A 17,391-nucleotide genomic window follows, 5' to 3' on the forward strand; every position below is an offset into this window, starting at 1 on the left:
CGAGCGCTGGACGGCCTTGTAGGTGTTGTTGCCGGTGTTGAGGTCGGGGAAGATCAGCACGGTGGCCTTGCCGGCCACCTCGGAGCCGGGCAGCTTGGTCTTGGCGACCGCGGCGTCGACGGCGGCGTCGTACTGGATCGGGCCCTCGACGAGCAGGTCGGGGCGGCGCTCGCGGACGATCTCGGTGGCCTTGCGGACCTTGTCGACGTCGGCGCCGGAGCCGGAGGTGCCGGTGGAGTACGACAGCATCGCGATCCGCGGCTCCACGCCGAACTGCGCGGCCGTCGTCGCGGACTGGATGGCGATGTCCGCGAGCTGCTCGGCGTTCGGGTCGGGGTTGACCGCGCAGTCGCCGTAGACCAGCACCCGGTCGGCCAGGCACATGAAGAAGACGGACGAGACGATCTGGGCGCCCGGCGCCGTCTTGATGATCTCGAAGGCGGGGCGGATGGTGGCGGCGGTGGAGTGCACCGCGCCGGAGACCATGCCGTCGGCCAGGCCCTCCTGGACCATCAGCGTGCCGAAGTAGGAGACGTCGCTGACCACGTCGTGCGCCAGCTCGACGGTCATGCCCTTGTGGGCGCGGGCCTGCGCGTAGATCTCGGCGAAGCGCTCGCGCAGCGGGGAGGTCTGCGGGTCGATGATCTGCGCGTCGGCCAGGTCGATGCCCAGCTCGCCGGCGCGCTTGCGGATCGCGCCCTCCTCGCCGAGGAGCGTCAGGTCGCAGATGTCGCGGCGCAGCACCACGTCGGCGGCGCGCAGCACGCGCTCCTCCGTGCCCTCGGGGAGGACGATGCGGCGGCGGGCCGAGCGGGAGCGCTCGATCAGCTCGTGCTCGAACATCATCGGGGTGACGCGGCTGGAGCGGGCCACGGCGATGCGGTTGGTCAGCTCGGCGGTGTCCACGTGCCGCTCGAACAGGCCGAGGGCGGTCTCCGCCTTGCGCGGCGAGAACGCGTCCAGCTTGCCCTCGATCGCGAACAGCTCGGCCGCGGTCGGGAAGGAGCCGCCCGGCACCGAGACGACGGGGGTGCCCGGGGCCAGCCGGTCGGCGAGGGCCAGGATGTCCGGGCCGGGCTTCTCGTCCAGGGTCAGCAGCACGCCGGCTATCGGCGGGGCGCCGGCGCTGTGCGCGGCGAGCGCGCCGACGATCAGGTCGACCCGGTCGCCGGGGGTCACCACGAGGCAGCCCTCGGTCAGGGCCGGCAGGAAGACCGGCAGCATGGCGCCGCCGAAGACGAAGTCCTTGGCGTCCCGGGCCAGGCCCGCGTCGTCGCCGAGCAGCACCTCGGCGCCCAGCTTGCGGACGATCTGCGCCACGGTCGGCGCGGAGAGGCCGGCCTCCTCGGGGAGCGTGTAGCAGGGGACGGGCAGGCTCGCGGCGAGGCGCTCGGCGACGGCCTCGCGGTCGGCCGGGGCCACCCGGTTGACGACCAGGGCGACGACGTCGCAGCCCAGGGCCGCGTAGGCGCGGTGGGCGTTGCGGGCCTCGGCCCGGACGGACTCCGCCGGCTGGTCCTGGCCGCCGACGACCGCGATCACCGAGGCGCCGAACTCGTTGGCGAGGCGCGCGTTGAGCGCCAGCTCGTCCGGGAGCGTCGAGCCCGCGTAGTCCGTGCCGAGCACCAGCACGTACTCGTAGTCGCGGGCGACCGCGTGGAAGCGCTCGACCAGCCGCGAGACCAGCTCGTCCGTGCCGCGCTCGGCCTGCAGCGCGGACGCCTCGCCGTAGCTCATGCCGTACACGGACTCGGGGGACTGGCCGAGCCGGTAGCGGGACCGCAGCAGGTCGAAGAGGCGGTCCGGGCCGTCGCCGTGCACGAGCGGGCGGAAGACGCCCACCCGGTCCACCTGCCGGGTCAGGAGCTCCATGACTCCCAGCTCGATGACCTGGCGCCCGTCGCCCCGGTCGGTACCGGTCACGTACACGCTGCGCGTCACGCGTGCTCTCCTTGCTCCATCGCCGTGTTCTTCGGTGTGTTCTTCGGCTTAAAAATTACCCGTTATGGTGGGCTTGACCTCTTGACAATACCTGCGCCCCTGGATAAGGCGCGCGTCAGCAGGCAGGAGCGCCGCCGCGGGAGCGGGGGCCGCGTCCGCGGGAGCGGGTTGCGTCCGCGGGAGCGGAGGTCGCATCCGCAAGAGCGGAGGCCGGGGACCCGCGGCGCCCAGGGGTGCGCGGGTACCCATCGGGCCGTGAAACAATCGGCCCGGCTCACATGTACCATCCCCTTACCCTCGGTAGGGGGGACCCCAGAGCAGGAGACACAGCACGCGATGCGCATCGGAGTTCTCACCGCAGGCGGCGACTGCCCCGGCCTGAACGCTGTCATCCGCTCGGTGGTGCACCGCGCGGTCGTCGGCCACGGCGACGAGGTCATCGGCTTCGAGGACGGCTTCAAGGGCCTGCTCGACGGCCGGCACCGCAAGCTCGACCTGGAGGCCGTCAGCGGCATCCTGGCCCGCGGCGGCACCATCCTCGGCTCGTCGCGCCTTGAGCGCGCCCGCCTGCGCGAGGCCTGCGAGAGCTCCAAGGAGCTCGCCCGCGAGTACGGCATCGACGTGCTCATCCCCATCGGCGGCGAGGGCACGCTGACCGCGGCCCGGATGCTGTCCGACGCGGGCCTGCCCGTCGTCGGCGTCCCCAAGACCATCGACAACGACATCTCCTCCACGGACCGCACCTTCGGCTTCGACACCGCCGTCGGCGTCGCGACCGAGGCCATCGACCGGCTTAAGACCACCGCCGAGTCCCACCAGCGGGTGATGGTCGTCGAGGTCATGGGCCGGCACGCCGGCTGGATCGCCCTGGAGTCCGGCATGGCCGGCGGCGCCCACGGCATCTGCCTGCCCGAGCGGCCCTTCGAGGTCGACGACCTCGTGAAGATGGTCGAGGAGCGCTTCGCCCGCGGCAAGAAGTTCGCGGTCATCTGCGTCGCCGAGGGCGCCCACCCCGCCGAGGGGTCGATGGACTACAAGAAGGGCGCCATAGACCAGTTCGGCCACGAGCGCTTCGCCGGCATCGGCACCAAGCTCGCCACGGAGCTGGAGAAGCGGCTGGGCAAGGAGGCGCGGCCGGTCATCCTGGGGCACGTCCAGCGTGGCGGTACCCCGACTGCTTACGACCGCGTCCTCGCTACGCGGTTCGGCTGGCACGCGGTCGAGGCCGCGCACCGTGGTGACTTCGGCAAGATGACGGCGCTGAAGGGCACGAACATCGAGATGGTGCCGATTGCTGATGCGGTTACGGAGCTGAAGCGGGTGCCGGAGAGCCGGATGGACGAGGCGGAGTCGGTCTTCTGACGCGACCTCCTCCGCGGCCCCCGTCGACTGTGGTCGGCGGGGGTTTTTGCGTTGCGTGCCGCTGTGCCGCGTGGTGGGTGTCCGCTGGTGGGTGGTGTGGGTGTCCGCCGGTGGGTGGTGCCGGGCCGGGGGCTCCGGGGCAGGGGTCCGGGACCGTATATTTACGGCCCCCCGCACCGTGAACTTGCCCCTCGTCGGATCCGCAAATACACGTCAGCGTCCCGGACCCCTGCCCCTGCGCCCCCGGCCCTCCCGCCGGTGGGCGCCTGCCGGCCGGAGTCGGCGGCGTGCAGTGGCCTACGGGTTATCCGGCATCCCTCAGTGTGCGCAGGATGCGTTCCAGGGTGCGGCGGTCCGTGGGGGTGAGGCGGCCGCTGACGTGTGTGCGCAGGTGGGCCAGGTGCTGTCGCAGGGCGCGGTCCAGGGCCCGCTCGCCCTCCTCTGTGAGGACGGCGAGCGCGGCGCGCCGGTCGGCCGGGTCCGGTTCGCGGCGGATGAGGCCCGCCTCTTCCATGCGGTCCGCGAGGCGGGTGAAGCCGCCGGAGCTGAAGGCGACCGCGGTCGCCAGGTCACTCATCCGCAGGGCATGGCCGGGCGTGCGGCCGAGCCGCAGCAGGACCTCGAACCAGGTGTCCGGGACCCCCAGCCCCTCGTGGACCAGTGGCTTCAGGCGGCTGAACGCCTCCACGAACAGTCCGTACAGCGTCACGTCGTCGTCATGCAGCATGTGCTCCTCCACCCGGACAGGGTCCCAGATCCCAGAAGAACCTTCCCTTGCAGTGTCTGCCGCAGCAGGCATATTGTCTGCTGCGGCAGATATTTCGTCTGCCACGGATCTGTTGCAAAAGGCTGGAGTACGACCATGCGCAAGCGCACCCTTCCCGCCCTCGGTCTCACCGTCGCCGCCGCCGGCGTCATCGGTGCCGCCCTCGCGATGAGCCCCGCCACCGCCGGTGCCGCGACGGCGGGCCCGCGCACGGTCACCTTCGAGGCCGTAGAGAAGGGCACCTCGGTCAACTTCGTCGACGTGGCCCCGTCCGACTCCGCCCTCGGCGACCAGCTGATCGGCACCGGCGACCTCGTCGGCGCCGACGGCCGCACCATCGGCACCAGCAGCTTCCAGGGCATCTCCACCGACGCCAAGCCGCGCACCGCGGAGATGCTGACCTTCGTCTACGACCTCGGCGACGGCAACAAGATCACCACGTCCGGCACGGCCCGTCTGAATGCCAAGGGCCCCGTCTTCGACGAGCAGTTCGCCATCACCGGCGGCACCGGCAAGTACAAGAACGCCCGCGGCCAGGTGCGCGTCCTGCAGGAGACCGTGGAGCAGGCGAAGGTCACCTTCGACATCCAGCTCTGAGCCGTTTGTACTCCTCGAAGAAGGCCCTCATGCCCCTCAAGATCACCGTCCTCGGCGCCACCGGCATGGCCGGCAGCCGCATCACCGACGAGGCCGTCACCCGCGGCCACACCGTCACCGCCGTCGCCCGGCACCACGACGCGCAGGCCCCCGCCCGTGACGGCCTGCACCGCGTGACGGCCGACGCGGCCGGCCCGGACCTGCCGCTCGGCAGCGCCGACGTCGTCGTCAGCGCGCTCCCCGCGCGCGTCGCCCTGCCGCTGCTCCCTGCGCTGGTCGCCGGCGCCGCGGGCCGCCGCCTGCTCTTCGTCGGCGGCGCCGGCAGCCTGCGTCTGCCGAACGGCGAGCGCGTCATCGACCAGCCCGGCTTCCGTGAGGAGTGGAAGCCCGAGGCCTCCGCCCACGTCGAGCTCCTCGACGCGCTGCGCGCCCTGCCGGAGGACGTCGACTGGACCTTCCTGAGCCCCTCCGCGCTCTTCCTCCCCGGCGAGCGCACCGGCACCTTCCGCCTCGGCGGCGACGACCTGCTCGCCGAGGCCGACGGCACGTCCCGCATCTCGGCCGAGGACTATGCGGTTGCCCTGCTGGACGAGATCGAGACCCCGGCCCACCGGCGGCAGCGCTTCACCGTCGGTTACTGAATCCGGCGCAGCCGTCTGCGTCTGCGGGCGAAGGTTTTGGGCCACATTGCCGACCCCGTCCTGCTGGAAACGGAAGCCGTCCCTGGGCCGTGACCGTAAGCGCGTGAGCTGTGCGGCGTGCAATTCCCTTGTGGTAGAGGGTGGTTGTTGTCGGCGGTCATGGCGGATGGCCGATTCGGTCCTGCAGGGGTCGACGCGTCACGCGTGGTCTCCCTAGCGTGCTGGTGGCCGGATCGCACCCTGAGGGTCCGGCAACGGAAGTGCACGCCAGTCACCTCAAGGGGGACCATGCGTAAGGTGAACGCACGCCGGTGCGCCGTCGCCTCGGCGGCCCTCGGCCTCGCGGCCGGGCTGTTCGCGGCGGCGCCGGCGTCGGCAATGGCAGCAGCGCCCACGGCTCAGCGCTCGTCCGGGGACGTGGAGTTCTCCGTCTTCGACAACGGGTCGGGAATTCCGAGAGACTCGTCGTTCCGGCTGGCCGATCTCGGCCGGCACGGCATACCGGATTCCGCGGTGAACGAGCTCGGCGCCGGGAAGACACCCCGTGCCGCCGGGACGGAGAGCGCCGCGCTCAGCGGCCCCGACGACCTGGTGGGGCAGTGGAAGGACCGTGACGGCTGGACCGTCTACCTGCGGCGCGGGTACTACGACCCCGTCAGGGACAAGGGCTTCGGGCTCACCAAGATCGAGCAGAAGCACAACCTCACCATGAAGGCCGTCCGCGCCACCACGCAGTACCCGCGTCCGGGCGCCGCGGGGAAGCAGAAGTTCGCCGGGTATCCGGACACCTGGAACTACTTCACGGACGTGCTGCACGTGAAGTGCAGCGGCTGGTGGATCTTCAGGACGTGCCGCGTCGACAAGGTCCAGGCCGTACGTGCGGGAGTAGACTTCAGCGTCAAGATCCCGCAGCTGCCCAAGGGCGTCATCACCGCCTACTGCGAGGGCGTTCAGGGGCGTTGCCCCGACTGGGTCAAGAACGCCATCAACATCTGATCCGTCCGCGCCAGGAGGGTCCACGCGATGAGCCGACAGCCGGTCCGGCCGTCCCGCACACTGCCTGCGGCCGAGTGGTGGGCCCCGTTGCTCGTCGATCTGGGTGCGGTTCAGCGCGGGAGTGCCGGGCTCGGCCTGTGCGTCCGGGACGTTGACCTGACCTCCGGTCGCGCACAGGTGACCGTGCAATGGCCCGGCGCTCCCGCCGCCACCCTCCTGCCCGACCCCGAGGCCGGCCGCGACGCGCTCCTGCAGTCGGTCGCCGCGGCCGGCCCCGCCCGGCTCGCCGCCGCCGACGAGCCGGCGGAGGCCCCTTCCTCACCGCTCACCGGCCACGGCTGGCTGCTCGACGAGCTCGGGCGGCGGAGCGACGCCTGGTACGCGTATCTCGCCGAACCGGTCGAGCTGCTCCGGGTGCGGACCGACGGCCGCCGGACCACGGACGTCGCCGTGGGGCGCACCTCGCGCGGGGACGTGGTGGAGGTCCATGTCGCCTTGGCCGGGCTCGGGGCCGACGGCATGGACGCCGGTCTCAGCTACACCCTCGTCGAGCGCGCCGTGACCGTCGCGGCACACGACCTCCGGCCGGCCGGCCCGGTGCGGGGCCGGCCCGCCTACGCCACCGGCATGCCGGGCGAAGAGCTGGAGCCCGGCCCCGGGGCGTGACCCCGGGCCCTGATGCCGCCGAGCCCGCCGCGGTCGGCGCCGCGAGAAGTGCGGCTGTGCGGCGCGTTGCCGTACGTTCGCGCGTCCTGCACGCAACAGCGCGGTCCCCGCCCGCCCGATGAGGCGAGGACCGCGCTGCGGAACCGGCTCCGCTACTGTGCCCCGATCGACTCCAGCATGTTGAGCTTCGCCGCCCGCCGTGCCGGCCAGACCGCGGCCAGGACGCCGACCACCAGGGCCAGCAGCAGGAAGACCCCGATCCGCGCCCACGGCACGACCATCGCGTACTGCGGGAAGGACGACCGCAGCAGGTGCCCCCCGGCCCAGGCGACGAAGATGCCCGTGCCGACGCCCAGCACCGCGCCGAACATCGCGATCATCACGGACTCCAGCCGCACCATCAGCTTGACCTCGCGGCGGGCCAGGCCGATCGCGCGCAGCATCCCGATCTCGCGGGTCCGCTCGAAGACGGACATGGCGAGCGTGTTGACGACGCCGAGGACCGCGATGACGACGGCCATGCCGAGCATGCCGTAGGCGAGGTTGAGGACCGGGTCGATGGTCCCGGACTCGGCGCGGCGCAGGTCGTCCGGGGACTCCACCTTGATGAGCGGGTTGCCGCCGAACGCGTCCTTGATCTTCTCGCGCAGGCCGGCGGCCTCGCCGGGCCGCGCCTTGACCAGCACCGCGTCGTCGCGGACCTTCTCCAGGTGCGGGTCCACGAGGGCGGGCGCGGTGAGGACGTCGCCGAGCACGTCGTTGTCGGCGTGCACGGCTACGACCTTCGGCGCCGCCCGCTTGCCGTCGTAGAACTCCATGGGCAGCGTGGAGCCGGCATGCAGGCCCCGCTTCTTCGCGTACGACTCGGACACGGCGACGCCCGCGGTGCCGCGCACGTCGGCGAGCGAGCCGGAAGTGACGCGCAGGTACGTCACCTTGGTGATCGCCGACGGGTCGGTGGCGACGGCCAGGGACGGCTGACCGTCCGACTGGAAACCGGACATCCGCAGCGGGGCGGCCGCGGCGATGCCGGGCTGCGCGGCGAGCTTCCTGCCGACCTCGGGCGCGAGGCCCAGGTAGCTGGAGGACTTGACCTGGTAGTCGGCGGTCAGGTCCTGCTTGCCCATCCGGCCCACGCCCTCGTTCGCCGAGACCGCGCCCACCGTCAGGCCGGTGATCAGCGTCAGGCCGATCATCAGCGCGGAGGCGGTGGCGGCCGTGCGGCGCGGGTTGCGCAGGGCGTTCTCCCTGGCGAGCTTGCCGCTGACGCCGGTGAAGCGGGCGGCGAGCCGGCCGAAGAGCCGGACGAACGGCCGCGACAGCAGCGGGGCCAGGACGATGACGCCCGTGAGCGTGAGCGCCGAGCCGGCCATGGCGTAGACCAGGCCGCTGCGGTCGCGGAAGGTGGTCGTGTAGAGCAGCGCGGCCACGCCCAGCGCGGTGAGCGCGGCACCGATGGCGTTGCGGACGACCAGGCTGCGCGGCGCCGGCGGCTGTTCCACGGAGGACAGCGCCTCGACCGGCGCGATCCGCGCGGCCTTGCGCGAGGGCACCCAGGCGGCGAGCACGGTCACGACGACGCCGACCGCGAGCGCGCTCAGCACGGCCGGAGCCTTGACCACGAGCGGTCCGCCGGGCAGGTTCGCGCCGTTGGCGTTGAGGAACTCCGGCAGGAGGACGGCCACCCCGAGGCCCAGCCCCAGACCCAGCGCGGAGGCGGCGAGGCCCAGCAGCCCGGCCTCCACCAGCACCGAGCGCACGACCTGGCGGCGCGAGGCGCCCACGGCCCGCAGCAGCGCGATCTCACGGGTGCGCTGAGCAATGAGCATGGTGAAGGTGTTGGCGATCAGGAAGACGCCGACGAAGAGGGAGATGCCGGCGAAGACCAGGAAGGTGGTGCGGATCGACCGCGTCTGCTCGTCGATCATCTTGGACTGCTCGGCCGCCAGCGCGGTGCCGCTCTGCGCCTCGAAGCCCTTCGGCAGCGCCTTGCGGACCTCGGCCGTCAGCTTGTCCTTGTCGGTGCCGGGCGTCGCGGACACCACGAGCTCGCTGAACTCGCCCGGCTTGCCGAAGAGTTCCTGCGCCGTCGTGGTGTCGAAGAGGGCGAGGCTGCCGCCGGCGCTCACGCGCGGGTTGTCCGTACGGACGATGCCGACCAGCTTCTTGTTCAGGACGGGGCCGTCGACGGCCATGCGGACCGTGCCGCCGATCTTCGCGCCGGTCTTCTCCGCCGTCCGCTCGTCCAGCGCGATCTCGCCCGCCGTGGCGGGAGCACGGCCCTTGACCAGCGGGTAGCGGCTGTCCTTGCCGTCCTTGCCGGGTACGTAGTTGGCGCCGGCGCTGCCCCACTCGCCGCCGGTGGGGTTGTTGTGCTTGTCGGCGATCATCGCGACGCCCTCGACGGACGGCCGGACGGCGGCCACGCCGGGCAGGGCGCGGACGGCGCCGACGGCGCGGTCGTCGAGCTTCCCCTGCCGGTCGGCGGGGTCGGTGCTGGGGCGGCCGCCCGCGGTCACGGAGACGGCGACGTCGTCCAGGCTCCGGGACATCTTGTTGCGGAAGGCGCTGCCGACGGAGTCGCTGAAGATCAGGGTGCCGGAGACGAAGGCCGTGCCGAGGAGGACCGCGAGGGCGGTCATCATCAGCCTGGTTTTGTGCGCGAGGAGGTTGCGCAGGGCGGTACGGAACATGGTGGTGGCGTCAGTCCTGGGGGAGGGTGTCGTGGCCGGCGGGCGTCATGGACGGCGGGGCGCCGTGGGTTGGGGCGGGGCGTCGTGACCGCCCGGGCGTCAGCTCGTACGGCCCTTGGCGTCGAACCGCTTCATGCGGTCCAGGACCGCGTCCGCCGTCGGCTCACGCATCTCGTCCACGATCCGGCCGTCGGCGAGGAACACGACGCGGTCCGCGTACGAGGCGGCCACGGGGTCGTGCGTGACCATGACGATCGTCTGCTGCAGGGCCTGGACGGACTCGCGCAGGAAGCCCAGGAGTTCGGCGCCGGAGCGGGAGTCGAGGTTGCCGGTCGGCTCGTCCGCGAAGATGATCTCGGGCTTGGCGGTGAGCGCCCGGGCCACGGCCACGCGCTGCTGCTGACCGCCCGAGAGCTGGCTCGGCCGGTGCGAGAGGCGGCCGGAGAGGCCGACCGTGCTCACGACCATGTCCAGCCACTCGGCGTCCGGCTTGCGGCCCGCGATGTCCATGGGGAGCGTGATGTTCTCCAGGGCCGTCAGGGTCGGCAGGAGGTTGAACGCCTGGAAGACGAAACCGATCTTGTCCCGGCGCAGCCGCGTGAGGCTCTTGTCGTTCAGCGTGCTCAGCTCGGTGTCGCCGATCAGGGCCGAGCCGGAGGAGACCGTGTCCAGGCCCGCCATGCAGTGCATCAGCGTCGACTTGCCGGAGCCCGACGGCCCCATGATCGCCGTGAACTCGGCGCGGCGGAACTCCACGGAGACCGCGTCCAGAGCCGTCACGCGGGTGTCGCCCTGCCCGTAGACCTTGCTGAGGCCGGTGGCGCGGGCGGCGACGGGCGTGCGTCCGAGCGGGCGGGCGGGGGCGGGAAAGGCAGCCGCGTGGGACACGGGACTCCTCCGGGAGGTAGGGGAAGGGGCGTCCGGCCCGCGCACCGCGCCGGGGAATCCCCCGGGAATGTCCCGGGAACGTCCTGGGAACGACTGGGGCGCAATGGCCGGAATCAACTCCTCCAATTCTCGGCGCGCGGCCCGCGCCGAGCGTCAGCCGTACGGCCGGAAAGTCCGTACGCCCGGAAGGCCGACGGGAGGGTGCCCGCGTAGTCCCTCAGACGGACACGCTCCTCCTTTGGACCCATGCGGATCCCGGAGTGTCCGGAGCTATCCGCGCAGCGTGCGGGACGGCGGGCGCCCGTAACGCTTCTGGTAGTACCCGGCGAAGCGGCCGAGGTTGTTGAACCCCCAACGGTAGGCGACCTCGGCCACGGTCACGTCGCCGTCCCCGCGCGCCGCCGACAGCTCCTGGTGCACCCGGCCCAGCCGGACCTCGCGCAGATAGCCCAGCGGCGTGTTGTCCACGTGCCGGCGGAACGCCTCCTGCAGCGCCCGCGGGCTCACCCGGGCCGCGGCGGCGAGATCCGCCAGCGTCAGCGGCTGGTCCGCGCGCTCCTCCGCCAGCGCCATCGCCCGCCGCACGGCCGGGTGCGCGACCTCGCCCGGCCGCTGCGCGTCCACGCCCTGCGTGATCAGCTCGTGGGTCTGCATGAGGATCGCCGCCGTGGACTGCGTCAGGTGCCCGGCCACGAGCGGGCTGCTGCGCGCCACGCCCTCGCCGAGCACCTCCCGGTGCACGGCGGCCGAGATCCCGGCCCAGCTGCGGGCAGCGGCCGCGGAAATCGTGCCGTTGAGCGAGAAGCGGGCCCGTAACGGCCCCTCGACGCCCAGCGCGTCGGCGGCCGCGGCCTCCACGGTCTCCCGGTCGAGCCGGAGCGTCGTCATGCGGGCGCCGGGCGACCAGTGCACTTGAAAGGAGCGGTACGGGTCGAGCACGTACGTCTGCCCCGGCCCGACGACCCGCTCCTCCCGGCCGGGCGACATCACCCGCACCCGGCCCCGTACCAGCTGGCAGACCAGCAGGTACGAGTCGAGGGGCTGCGGCGCGACGAGCGTCTCCGCGCCGTACTGCAGGCCGGACACGGTGACCCCCGGGAAGCCGCCCTCCGCGTACCACGCGGAGAACTCCTTCGGGTCGCCCAGCACGCTGAGCTGGTACGGACTGTAGGCAGAGCTGATGATCTCCCTTGTCTCGTCGAGGTCGTTGGAGAGGACGAGCGTGCGCATGTTGCCGGGGGCGTCGGGGCCCACCCGTGGTTCGGTCATCAGGCTTCCCTCGGATGTCCGCGTATCGGGGACAGGAGCCGCGTTCGGCGAGTAGCCGGTGGATGGCCCCGTTAGTACCGTTGCCCCTGTCCGCAGTCAAGGCGAGGGCCGGTCCCCACAGCTGTTTCGGGACAGGGCCCCGCCCGGGGGGAAATGAGCGGGTACGGCCCTGGGTTCACGGGGGACATCCAGGGCCGGTCCCGTCGCGGGGGCGCCCCGCCGTCTCGCGGACGGACGGCGGGGTCTTCGCGTGTGCGGCCGCCCCTTACGGCCGCGCGCCGGGCGCCCCGAGCCGGGGGCAGCCCCAGCCCCACGCCGGGCCGGGCGCCCTCTCGGGCACGGGCATCCGCAGCGCCGCGTACGTCGTATGCCGCTCGATGCCGCACAGGGCGCACCGTTCGACGCCGGGGGAGCGGCTCGAGCCGGCGGGGTGGGCGCACGGGGCCGCGGCCGTCACGAGTGCACCAGCTGCTGGTGCCGCGCGAACTCGGCGTTCAGCGCGACGGCGTCCGCGGGGCGGCCGAGACGCACGGCGCCGTGGAAACGCAGCCGCAGCTCGGCGCACCGCAGGCACCACTTCGACATGTCGGGGCGCGCCGACGACGACTCTACCGGCGCCACGCCGTGCTCTACCTGCTGCTGTCCGCTCACGCGACTTGCCTCCGTCACATTCACCCCTTGGTGGGGGGCGCTCCTTGTCTGCGAGTCCAGCGTCGCGGGCCGTACGTACGCTCGGCCAGAGGTTCAATTCCCAACCGGGTGCTTGAGAAAAGGAGTTGCCGGGATGGCGCGACCCCCACGGAAGCTGACACCGGACCGGTCCGCCCGCCACCTCTTCGGCGCCGACCTCAGACACCGGCGGGAGGAGGCGGGCATGACGCTGGAGAAACTCGCCGAGGTCGTCCGCTACAGCCGCAGCCACCTGGCCCGCATCGAGACGGCCGAACACGTACCGCCGCCGGACCTGCCGGGGAGGCTGGACGAGGTCTTCGGCACGGGTGAGCACTTTGCGCGGCTCTACGCGATCGCGCGGCACGAGGTTCATCCGGACAAGTACCGCCGACGCATGGAGCTCGAAGCTCAGGCTCGGGTGATCCACGAGTACGCCGGTCACATCGTGCCGGGCTTGGTGCAGACGGAGGGCTATGCGCGGGCACTTTTCCGAATCAGCAACCCGATGGCCTCGTCGGAAGCGATCGACGAGATGGTGTCGGCTCGGCTGAGCCGACAGATGCTGCTGAGGGCGGAAGCACCGCCGGATCTTACGATGGTGCTGGATGAGGCGGTGATCCGACGCGCCATTGGCGGACCGGCTGTCATGCGCGAACAGCTGGGCGTTCTGATCGGCCTCGTAGACACCCCCACAACCGTTGTCCAGGTTCTCCCATTCGCCCATGGGGAACATGGACTACTGGGCGGGGCATTGACGTTGCTGGCGATGGATGACCGGTCTGCGTTCGCCTACGAGGAGAGCATCGACTCGGGCACGCTCTTTGAAGATCCGCAGGCTGTGCGCGCCCGAGAGCGGGCCTACGATCGCGTTAAGTCCTACGCACTGTCACCGGCCCAGACGGCGGAACTCTTCAAAGAAGCGATGGAGGCACTACCGACATGAGTCCCACCCTGGACCTCTCCGGCGCGGAATGGTTCAAGTCCAGCTATAGCAACGGCGGGGGTGGCGGCTGTGTCGAATGGGCCCCCGCGCTCGCAACCGCCCACAGAATCGTGCCGGTACGGGACTCGAAGATACCCGGCGGCCCGGCGTTGACGTTCGCGCCGGGCGCGTGGTTCTCCTTCGTGGCCGCAGTGCGCGACGGTGGCTTCCGGCCCTGAGGCGCCGGAGCGAGAGCGAGCCCGCGCTCCTGCCCGCCCCGGGGCTGGTGGAGCTCGACCTGTGAGCAAGGAGAGTCATGCGGATCGGGATCACTGGACACCGGGGCTTGCCCGGCCACGTCGAAGGGCGCGTACGGCAGGCGCTCGTGGAGGCCGTGAAAGGCTGCACGACCAGTGACCTCGTGGGGGTGAGCTGCATCGCCGACGGTCCCGACGCCTGGTTCGCTCAGGCCGTGCTCGACCACGGCGGTCGGCTCGAAGTCGTCGTCCCCGCGGAGGCATACCGGGACGGCCTGCCCGGCTGGCACCACGAGGTCTACGATCACCTTCTCCGCAGGGCCTCGGACGTGCACCGCACGGGGCTCGCCGAGTCGGACTCGCAAGCTCACATGGCGGGCAGTGAGCTGCTCGTGGGCCTGGTTGATGAGGTGTTCGCCGTGTGGGACGGCCAGCCCGCACGTGGGTACGGGGGAACGGCCGATGTCGTCGCCTACGCCCGGCGTACGGGCGTGCCGGTCCGTGTTCTGTGGCCGGAGGGTGCAACCAGAGACTGACGAGGGCGGAATTCATCCGCGGTACGGGACGGGGACCGCTCGGCCGTCTGCGAGGATGTCGACCCCGCGCGAATACTCAAGCCGCGAAGACCGGGGACTTCCGCCCTCCTCCGAGACCCCCGCACGGGCCTGGACGCGGTGCGCTCCCTCTATGGTCGCGATGCACTTCGTGAGCTGGCTGGACCAGGTCTTCCCCGGGTCGATCACGACCGGGTTCTGAAGGAACGGCGGCGAGCAGTCATGTTCCTGTTCGGACATCCGGTAGCCGACCCACCCGGCGACCGCCACCTGCCGCGGGCTGCTGTTGCGCACTTTGACGCCGAAGAGCGCCTTGCCCGAGTAGCTCTTCGCGTACGTGCACGGCTGGAAGTCGACACCCGTCATCCCCGGCACCGGCGTCCAGCGGTTCCCGCCCGCGCACACCGTGCCGTCCGCGTAGGAGTCGCTCCAGGACGTGGGGCGCGGGGCCGGCCGGGCCTCGTGAGTCGCCGCCTCCCGGGCTGGGGCCCGGACCGCGCTCGGGGCAGCCGCGGCCGCCGACTCGGGCCGTTCCGGTGCGGCCGAGGCCCGGCTGTCCGCCGGCGTCCTGGGGGACACGGAGGCCGAAGGCGAACCCGAGCGCGCGGGCGCCCCCGCGGCGGGACGCGCAGAGCCCCCGGCCGCCGGCGGCGACGACGGCAGCAAGGCCAGAGCGACCGCCGTGGCCGCGGCCGCGACGATCGCACCGGCCGCCGGCAGGACCCGCCGTTTCGTGAACCGTCCGCCTCCGCCCCGCGGCGGATAGACGTTGATGTCACCGGTGCTGGTGATGTACTGGACGCCGCTCTCGCGCGCCGTGTTGCGCTGCTCGCTCATTCCGGGCCTCAGGCACCGGCCCGGCCGTGGCCGACGTTGATGTCGCCGCCCTGGGTGATGTACTGGATCCCGCCCGCCTCGGCTGTGTTGTTCTGCACCCACGACTCCCGCGCCGCCGGCACCTCGGCCCGTACGCGTTCGATCAGTTCGCGGAGCTCGTCCGCCGCCTCGGGGTGCTCTTCGAGGAGCATCTCCAGCTGACCGGTCCAGCGCGTCCGCAGCTTGTCGCGCAACTGCTGCCGGTCCTCGTCCGTGGCCCGTTCGATCTCGGCGGCGGTCCGGTCGAGCCGCTCGATCGCGTACCGCTCCTGGCGGTCGTCCCCGCGGCCGAGCAGGCGTGCGGCGCCCGTCCGCACCGTCTGCCAGGCGTCCGTCGCCGCCGCGCCCACTAACGCGCTCCCGCCCGCCGCTGCCAGACCTTCCAGCGCTTCCGTCAGCACCGGCACCTCCCTGTCGCCCGGCCATCACCATTCCCAGGGAACAACTCCCGGCGAATGGTGAGGTAACGGCCGCCCGCACGAAGCGGCAGCGCGCTCAGCCCTTGACCGCCGCGCCCAGCGCGAAGCCGCCCCCCACCCGCCGGGCGATCAGCGCGTACAGCAGGACGACCGGCGTCGAGTACAGGATCGAGAACGCCGCGAGCTGCCCGTACGCCACCTGCCCGAAGTTGCCGAAGAACGTGAAGACGCTGACGGACGCCGGGAGCCGGTCGGGGGAGAGCAGCAGCATGAAGGGGACGAAGAAGTTGCCCCACGACAGGGCGAAGCAGTAGATCGCGACGACTCCGACGCCCGGCCCCATCAGCGGCAGGATCACCCGTACCAGCGCCTGCATGCGGCTCGCGCCGTCCGTCCAGGCCGCTTCCTCCAGCACGGGTGGGATGTCGTCCATGAAGTTCTTCATGAGCCAGATGGCGAAGGGAAGCTGGGCGGCGGCCATGAAGAGCGCCGTGCCGTACAGGGTGTCCACGAGGTCGACGCGTACGAAGAGCCCGTAGACCGGCACCATGATCGCCGTGACCGGCAGGCAGGTGGTGAACAGCACCCCCAGCAGGTACGGCCGGTTCAGCCGGGACCGGAAGCGCGACAGCGGGTACGCCGCGAGCGCCGCGCACACGATCGTCACGGCGGTCGCGCCCCCGCACAGCAGCAGGCTGTTGAGCATGGGCGTGAAGGTGATCTCGTCCGTCAGCACCGCGGAGAAGTTCTCCGCCGTCGCCCTCTCCGGCACCTGAACGGCAAGCCCCGCCCCGGCGTCCACGGACGCGAGCAGCAGCCAGACGAGCGGCAGGGCGAAGGCCGCGACGACGACGAGCAGCGCGGCATCGGCGGCCAGCCGCCGGCGGGTGCGGCGGGCGAGGAGCGGGCGCATGGCACCTCCGGGAGGGGCGGGCGAGCGCGGGCTGTGCGGCGAGGGGTACGGGCGTCGGGCCGGGCCGCGACCCGGTTGCGGCTACGGGCCCCTCACGTCGTGCATTCCCGCGTCCGCCCCGTCGACCCCTGGCGGCCGGGATTTGCCCGGTCGCTACCCCTCCCCGCCCCAGATGACGGCCTGGGCGACGATGACGCGTTCTCCGTTGAACGTCACCGAAGGGCCCTCGTGGAGCCGGTATCCCAGGGCCAGGGCCTCGCTCACGCGGTGGCAGAACGCGGAGTCGTCGGGGCCGGTCAGGACGCGGTAGACGGGCAGGCCGTCGGGCGGTGTGCTCATGCGGCGAGCATGCCAGCCGCGGCCGTGCTCATGCCACGCAGAATTCGTTGCCCTCCGGGTCCTGCAGGACGACGCCGTAGTAGTCCGCCCCCGGCTCGTCCATCACCCGTATCACCGTCGCCCCCGCCGCCGTCAGCCGGTCGACCGCCACCGTGACCCGTACCGTACGGGTCGCCAGCGGGACGTCGCGGCCGCCGCCCACCTTGAGGTCGAGGTGGACGCGGTTCTTGGCGGTCTTGGGCTCCGGGACCTGCTGGAACCACACCCGCGGCCCGCGCCCCGCCGGGTCGACGATCGACTCGGGGGTCTCCCCGGCGCCGTCCGGCAGTTCTTCCTCCGGCACGCCTGTGGCCGACCAGTAGTCCCGCCATGTGGTGTGGCCCTCCGGCGGCGGCTCGGGGACGTACCCCAGCGCCTGCGTCCAGAAGTCCACCATCCTGCGCGGGTCCGCGCAGTCGATCGTCAGCTGCAGTGTCGGTGTCGGTGTCGGTGTCGGCGTCGGTGTCGGCTCCATGCCCGCAGCCTGTCAGAGCGGGGGCTTCACGGGCACGGGGCCCCGGCTTCAGGGGCCCCGGCCTCGGGGGCCCGGCTTCAGGGACCCCTGCCTCAGGGCCCCCGAG

The 17,391-nt window shown here is 72.1% G+C and carries 20 protein-coding genes; 8 read left to right on the forward strand and 12 right to left on the reverse strand.

The features are described from left to right. Positions 1-1,941, reverse strand: a 1,941-nt coding sequence (pta, locus tag ACSNOH_RS24180; RefSeq protein WP_436723531.1) for a phosphate acetyltransferase, incomplete at its 3' end; no start/stop codon positions are given. Positions 1,942-2,277: 336 nt separating this feature from the next. On the opposite strand from pta, the gene ACSNOH_RS24185 reads away from it, so the two are divergent. Beyond that, positions 2,278-3,303: an ATP-dependent 6-phosphofructokinase gene (locus ACSNOH_RS24185; RefSeq protein ID WP_436723532.1), complete on the forward strand. Its 1,026-nt coding sequence runs from the start codon at positions 2,278-2,280 to the stop codon at positions 3,301-3,303. A 304-nt stretch (positions 3,304-3,607) separates the two neighbouring features. Here the strand turns inward: ACSNOH_RS24185 and ACSNOH_RS24190 are convergent, their stop codons facing one another. After that, positions 3,608-4,030: a MarR family winged helix-turn-helix transcriptional regulator gene (locus tag ACSNOH_RS24190; protein WP_436723533.1), complete on the reverse strand. Its 423-nt coding sequence runs from the start codon at positions 4,028-4,030 to the stop codon at positions 3,608-3,610. 135 nt (positions 4,031-4,165) lie between these two features. Here ACSNOH_RS24190 and ACSNOH_RS24195 point away from each other — a divergent pair, with 135 nt between their 5' ends. The 4 genes from ACSNOH_RS24195 (at position 4,166) to ACSNOH_RS24210 (ending at position 6,969) form a co-directional block, all read left to right on the forward strand. Then, positions 4,166-4,666 (forward strand): allene oxide cyclase barrel-like domain-containing protein, encoded by a 501-nt coding sequence (locus ACSNOH_RS24195; RefSeq protein ID WP_436723534.1) that lies wholly within the window; start codon positions 4,166-4,168, stop codon positions 4,664-4,666. Between the two features lie 29 nt (positions 4,667-4,695). After that, positions 4,696-5,307: an NAD(P)-dependent oxidoreductase gene (locus tag ACSNOH_RS24200; RefSeq protein WP_436723535.1), complete on the forward strand. Its 612-nt coding sequence runs from the start codon at positions 4,696-4,698 to the stop codon at positions 5,305-5,307. Between the two features lie 297 nt (positions 5,308-5,604). Next, positions 5,605-6,303, forward strand: coding sequence for a hypothetical protein (locus tag ACSNOH_RS24205; RefSeq protein ID WP_436723536.1), 699 nt, complete (start codon positions 5,605-5,607; stop codon positions 6,301-6,303). 27 nt (positions 6,304-6,330) lie between these two features. Then, entirely contained in the window at positions 6,331-6,969 is a 639-nt protein-coding gene (locus ACSNOH_RS24210; RefSeq protein WP_436723537.1) for a hypothetical protein, read from the forward strand. 152 nt (positions 6,970-7,121) lie between these two features. Here the strand turns inward: ACSNOH_RS24210 and ACSNOH_RS24215 are convergent, their stop codons facing one another. The 5 genes from ACSNOH_RS24215 to ACSNOH_RS24235 form a co-directional block, all read right to left on the reverse strand. Beyond that, positions 7,122-9,662, reverse strand: coding sequence for an ABC transporter permease (locus tag ACSNOH_RS24215; protein WP_436723538.1), 2,541 nt, complete (start codon positions 9,660-9,662; stop codon positions 7,122-7,124). A 99-nt stretch (positions 9,663-9,761) separates the two neighbouring features. Continuing rightward, positions 9,762-10,550 (reverse strand): ABC transporter ATP-binding protein, encoded by a 789-nt coding sequence (locus ACSNOH_RS24220; protein WP_436723539.1) that lies wholly within the window; start codon positions 10,548-10,550, stop codon positions 9,762-9,764. Between the two features lie 270 nt (positions 10,551-10,820). Further along, entirely contained in the window at positions 10,821-11,819 is a 999-nt protein-coding gene (locus ACSNOH_RS24225; protein WP_436723540.1) for an AraC family transcriptional regulator, read from the reverse strand. Positions 11,820-12,084: 265 nt separating this feature from the next. Beyond that, positions 12,085-12,276, reverse strand: coding sequence for a DUF6255 family natural product biosynthesis protein (locus tag ACSNOH_RS24230; RefSeq protein WP_436723541.1), 192 nt, complete (start codon positions 12,274-12,276; stop codon positions 12,085-12,087). Then, positions 12,273-12,470, reverse strand: a complete 198-nt coding sequence (locus tag ACSNOH_RS24235; RefSeq protein ID WP_436723542.1) for a hypothetical protein — start codon at positions 12,468-12,470, stop codon at positions 12,273-12,275. Before ACSNOH_RS24235 ends, ACSNOH_RS24230 begins: the two co-directional genes overlap by 4 nt. A 133-nt stretch (positions 12,471-12,603) precedes the next feature. Between ACSNOH_RS24235 and ACSNOH_RS24240 the strand changes: the two genes are divergently transcribed. From ACSNOH_RS24240 to ACSNOH_RS24250, 3 genes are all read left to right on the forward strand, one after another. Further along, entirely contained in the window at positions 12,604-13,434 is an 831-nt protein-coding gene (locus ACSNOH_RS24240; RefSeq protein ID WP_436723543.1) for a helix-turn-helix domain-containing protein, read from the forward strand. Beyond that, positions 13,431-13,652 carry a DUF397 domain-containing protein gene (locus ACSNOH_RS24245; RefSeq protein ID WP_436723544.1) on the forward strand — a complete coding sequence of 74 codons (222 nt, stop codon included), beginning with the start codon at positions 13,431-13,433 and terminating at the stop codon, positions 13,650-13,652. Before ACSNOH_RS24240 ends, ACSNOH_RS24245 begins: the two co-directional genes overlap by 4 nt. 77 nt (positions 13,653-13,729) lie before the next feature. Then, a complete protein-coding gene (locus tag ACSNOH_RS24250; protein ID WP_436723545.1) occupies positions 13,730-14,206 on the forward strand; it encodes a hypothetical protein in 477 nt (158 codons plus the stop codon). Positions 14,207-14,218: 12 nt separating this feature from the next. Here ACSNOH_RS24250 and ACSNOH_RS24255 read toward each other — a convergent pair whose 3' ends face one another. The 5 genes from ACSNOH_RS24255 to ACSNOH_RS24275 form a co-directional block, all read right to left on the reverse strand. Beyond that, positions 14,219-15,061, reverse strand: coding sequence for a hypothetical protein (locus tag ACSNOH_RS24255; protein WP_436723546.1), 843 nt, complete (start codon positions 15,059-15,061; stop codon positions 14,219-14,221). A gap of 8 nt (positions 15,062-15,069) precedes the next feature. Then, entirely contained in the window at positions 15,070-15,501 is a 432-nt protein-coding gene (locus tag ACSNOH_RS24260; protein ID WP_436723547.1) for a hypothetical protein, read from the reverse strand. A 94-nt stretch (positions 15,502-15,595) separates the two neighbouring features. Continuing rightward, positions 15,596-16,432 carry a carbohydrate ABC transporter permease gene (locus ACSNOH_RS24265; RefSeq protein WP_436723548.1) on the reverse strand — a complete coding sequence of 279 codons (837 nt, stop codon included), beginning with the start codon at positions 16,430-16,432 and terminating at the stop codon, positions 15,596-15,598. Positions 16,433-16,585: 153 nt separating this feature from the next. After that, a complete protein-coding gene (locus ACSNOH_RS24270) occupies positions 16,586-16,771 on the reverse strand; it encodes a DUF1737 domain-containing protein (protein WP_436723549.1) in 186 nt (61 codons plus the stop codon). Positions 16,772-16,799: 28 nt separating this feature from the next. After that, positions 16,800-17,285, reverse strand: coding sequence for a VOC family protein (locus tag ACSNOH_RS24275; protein WP_436723550.1), 486 nt, complete (start codon positions 17,283-17,285; stop codon positions 16,800-16,802). Between the last annotated feature and the right edge of the window lie 106 nt (positions 17,286-17,391).

The organism is Streptomyces sp. URMC 127 (assembly GCF_051386535.1).
Lineage (GTDB): Bacteria > Actinomycetota > Actinomycetes > Streptomycetales > Streptomycetaceae > Streptomyces.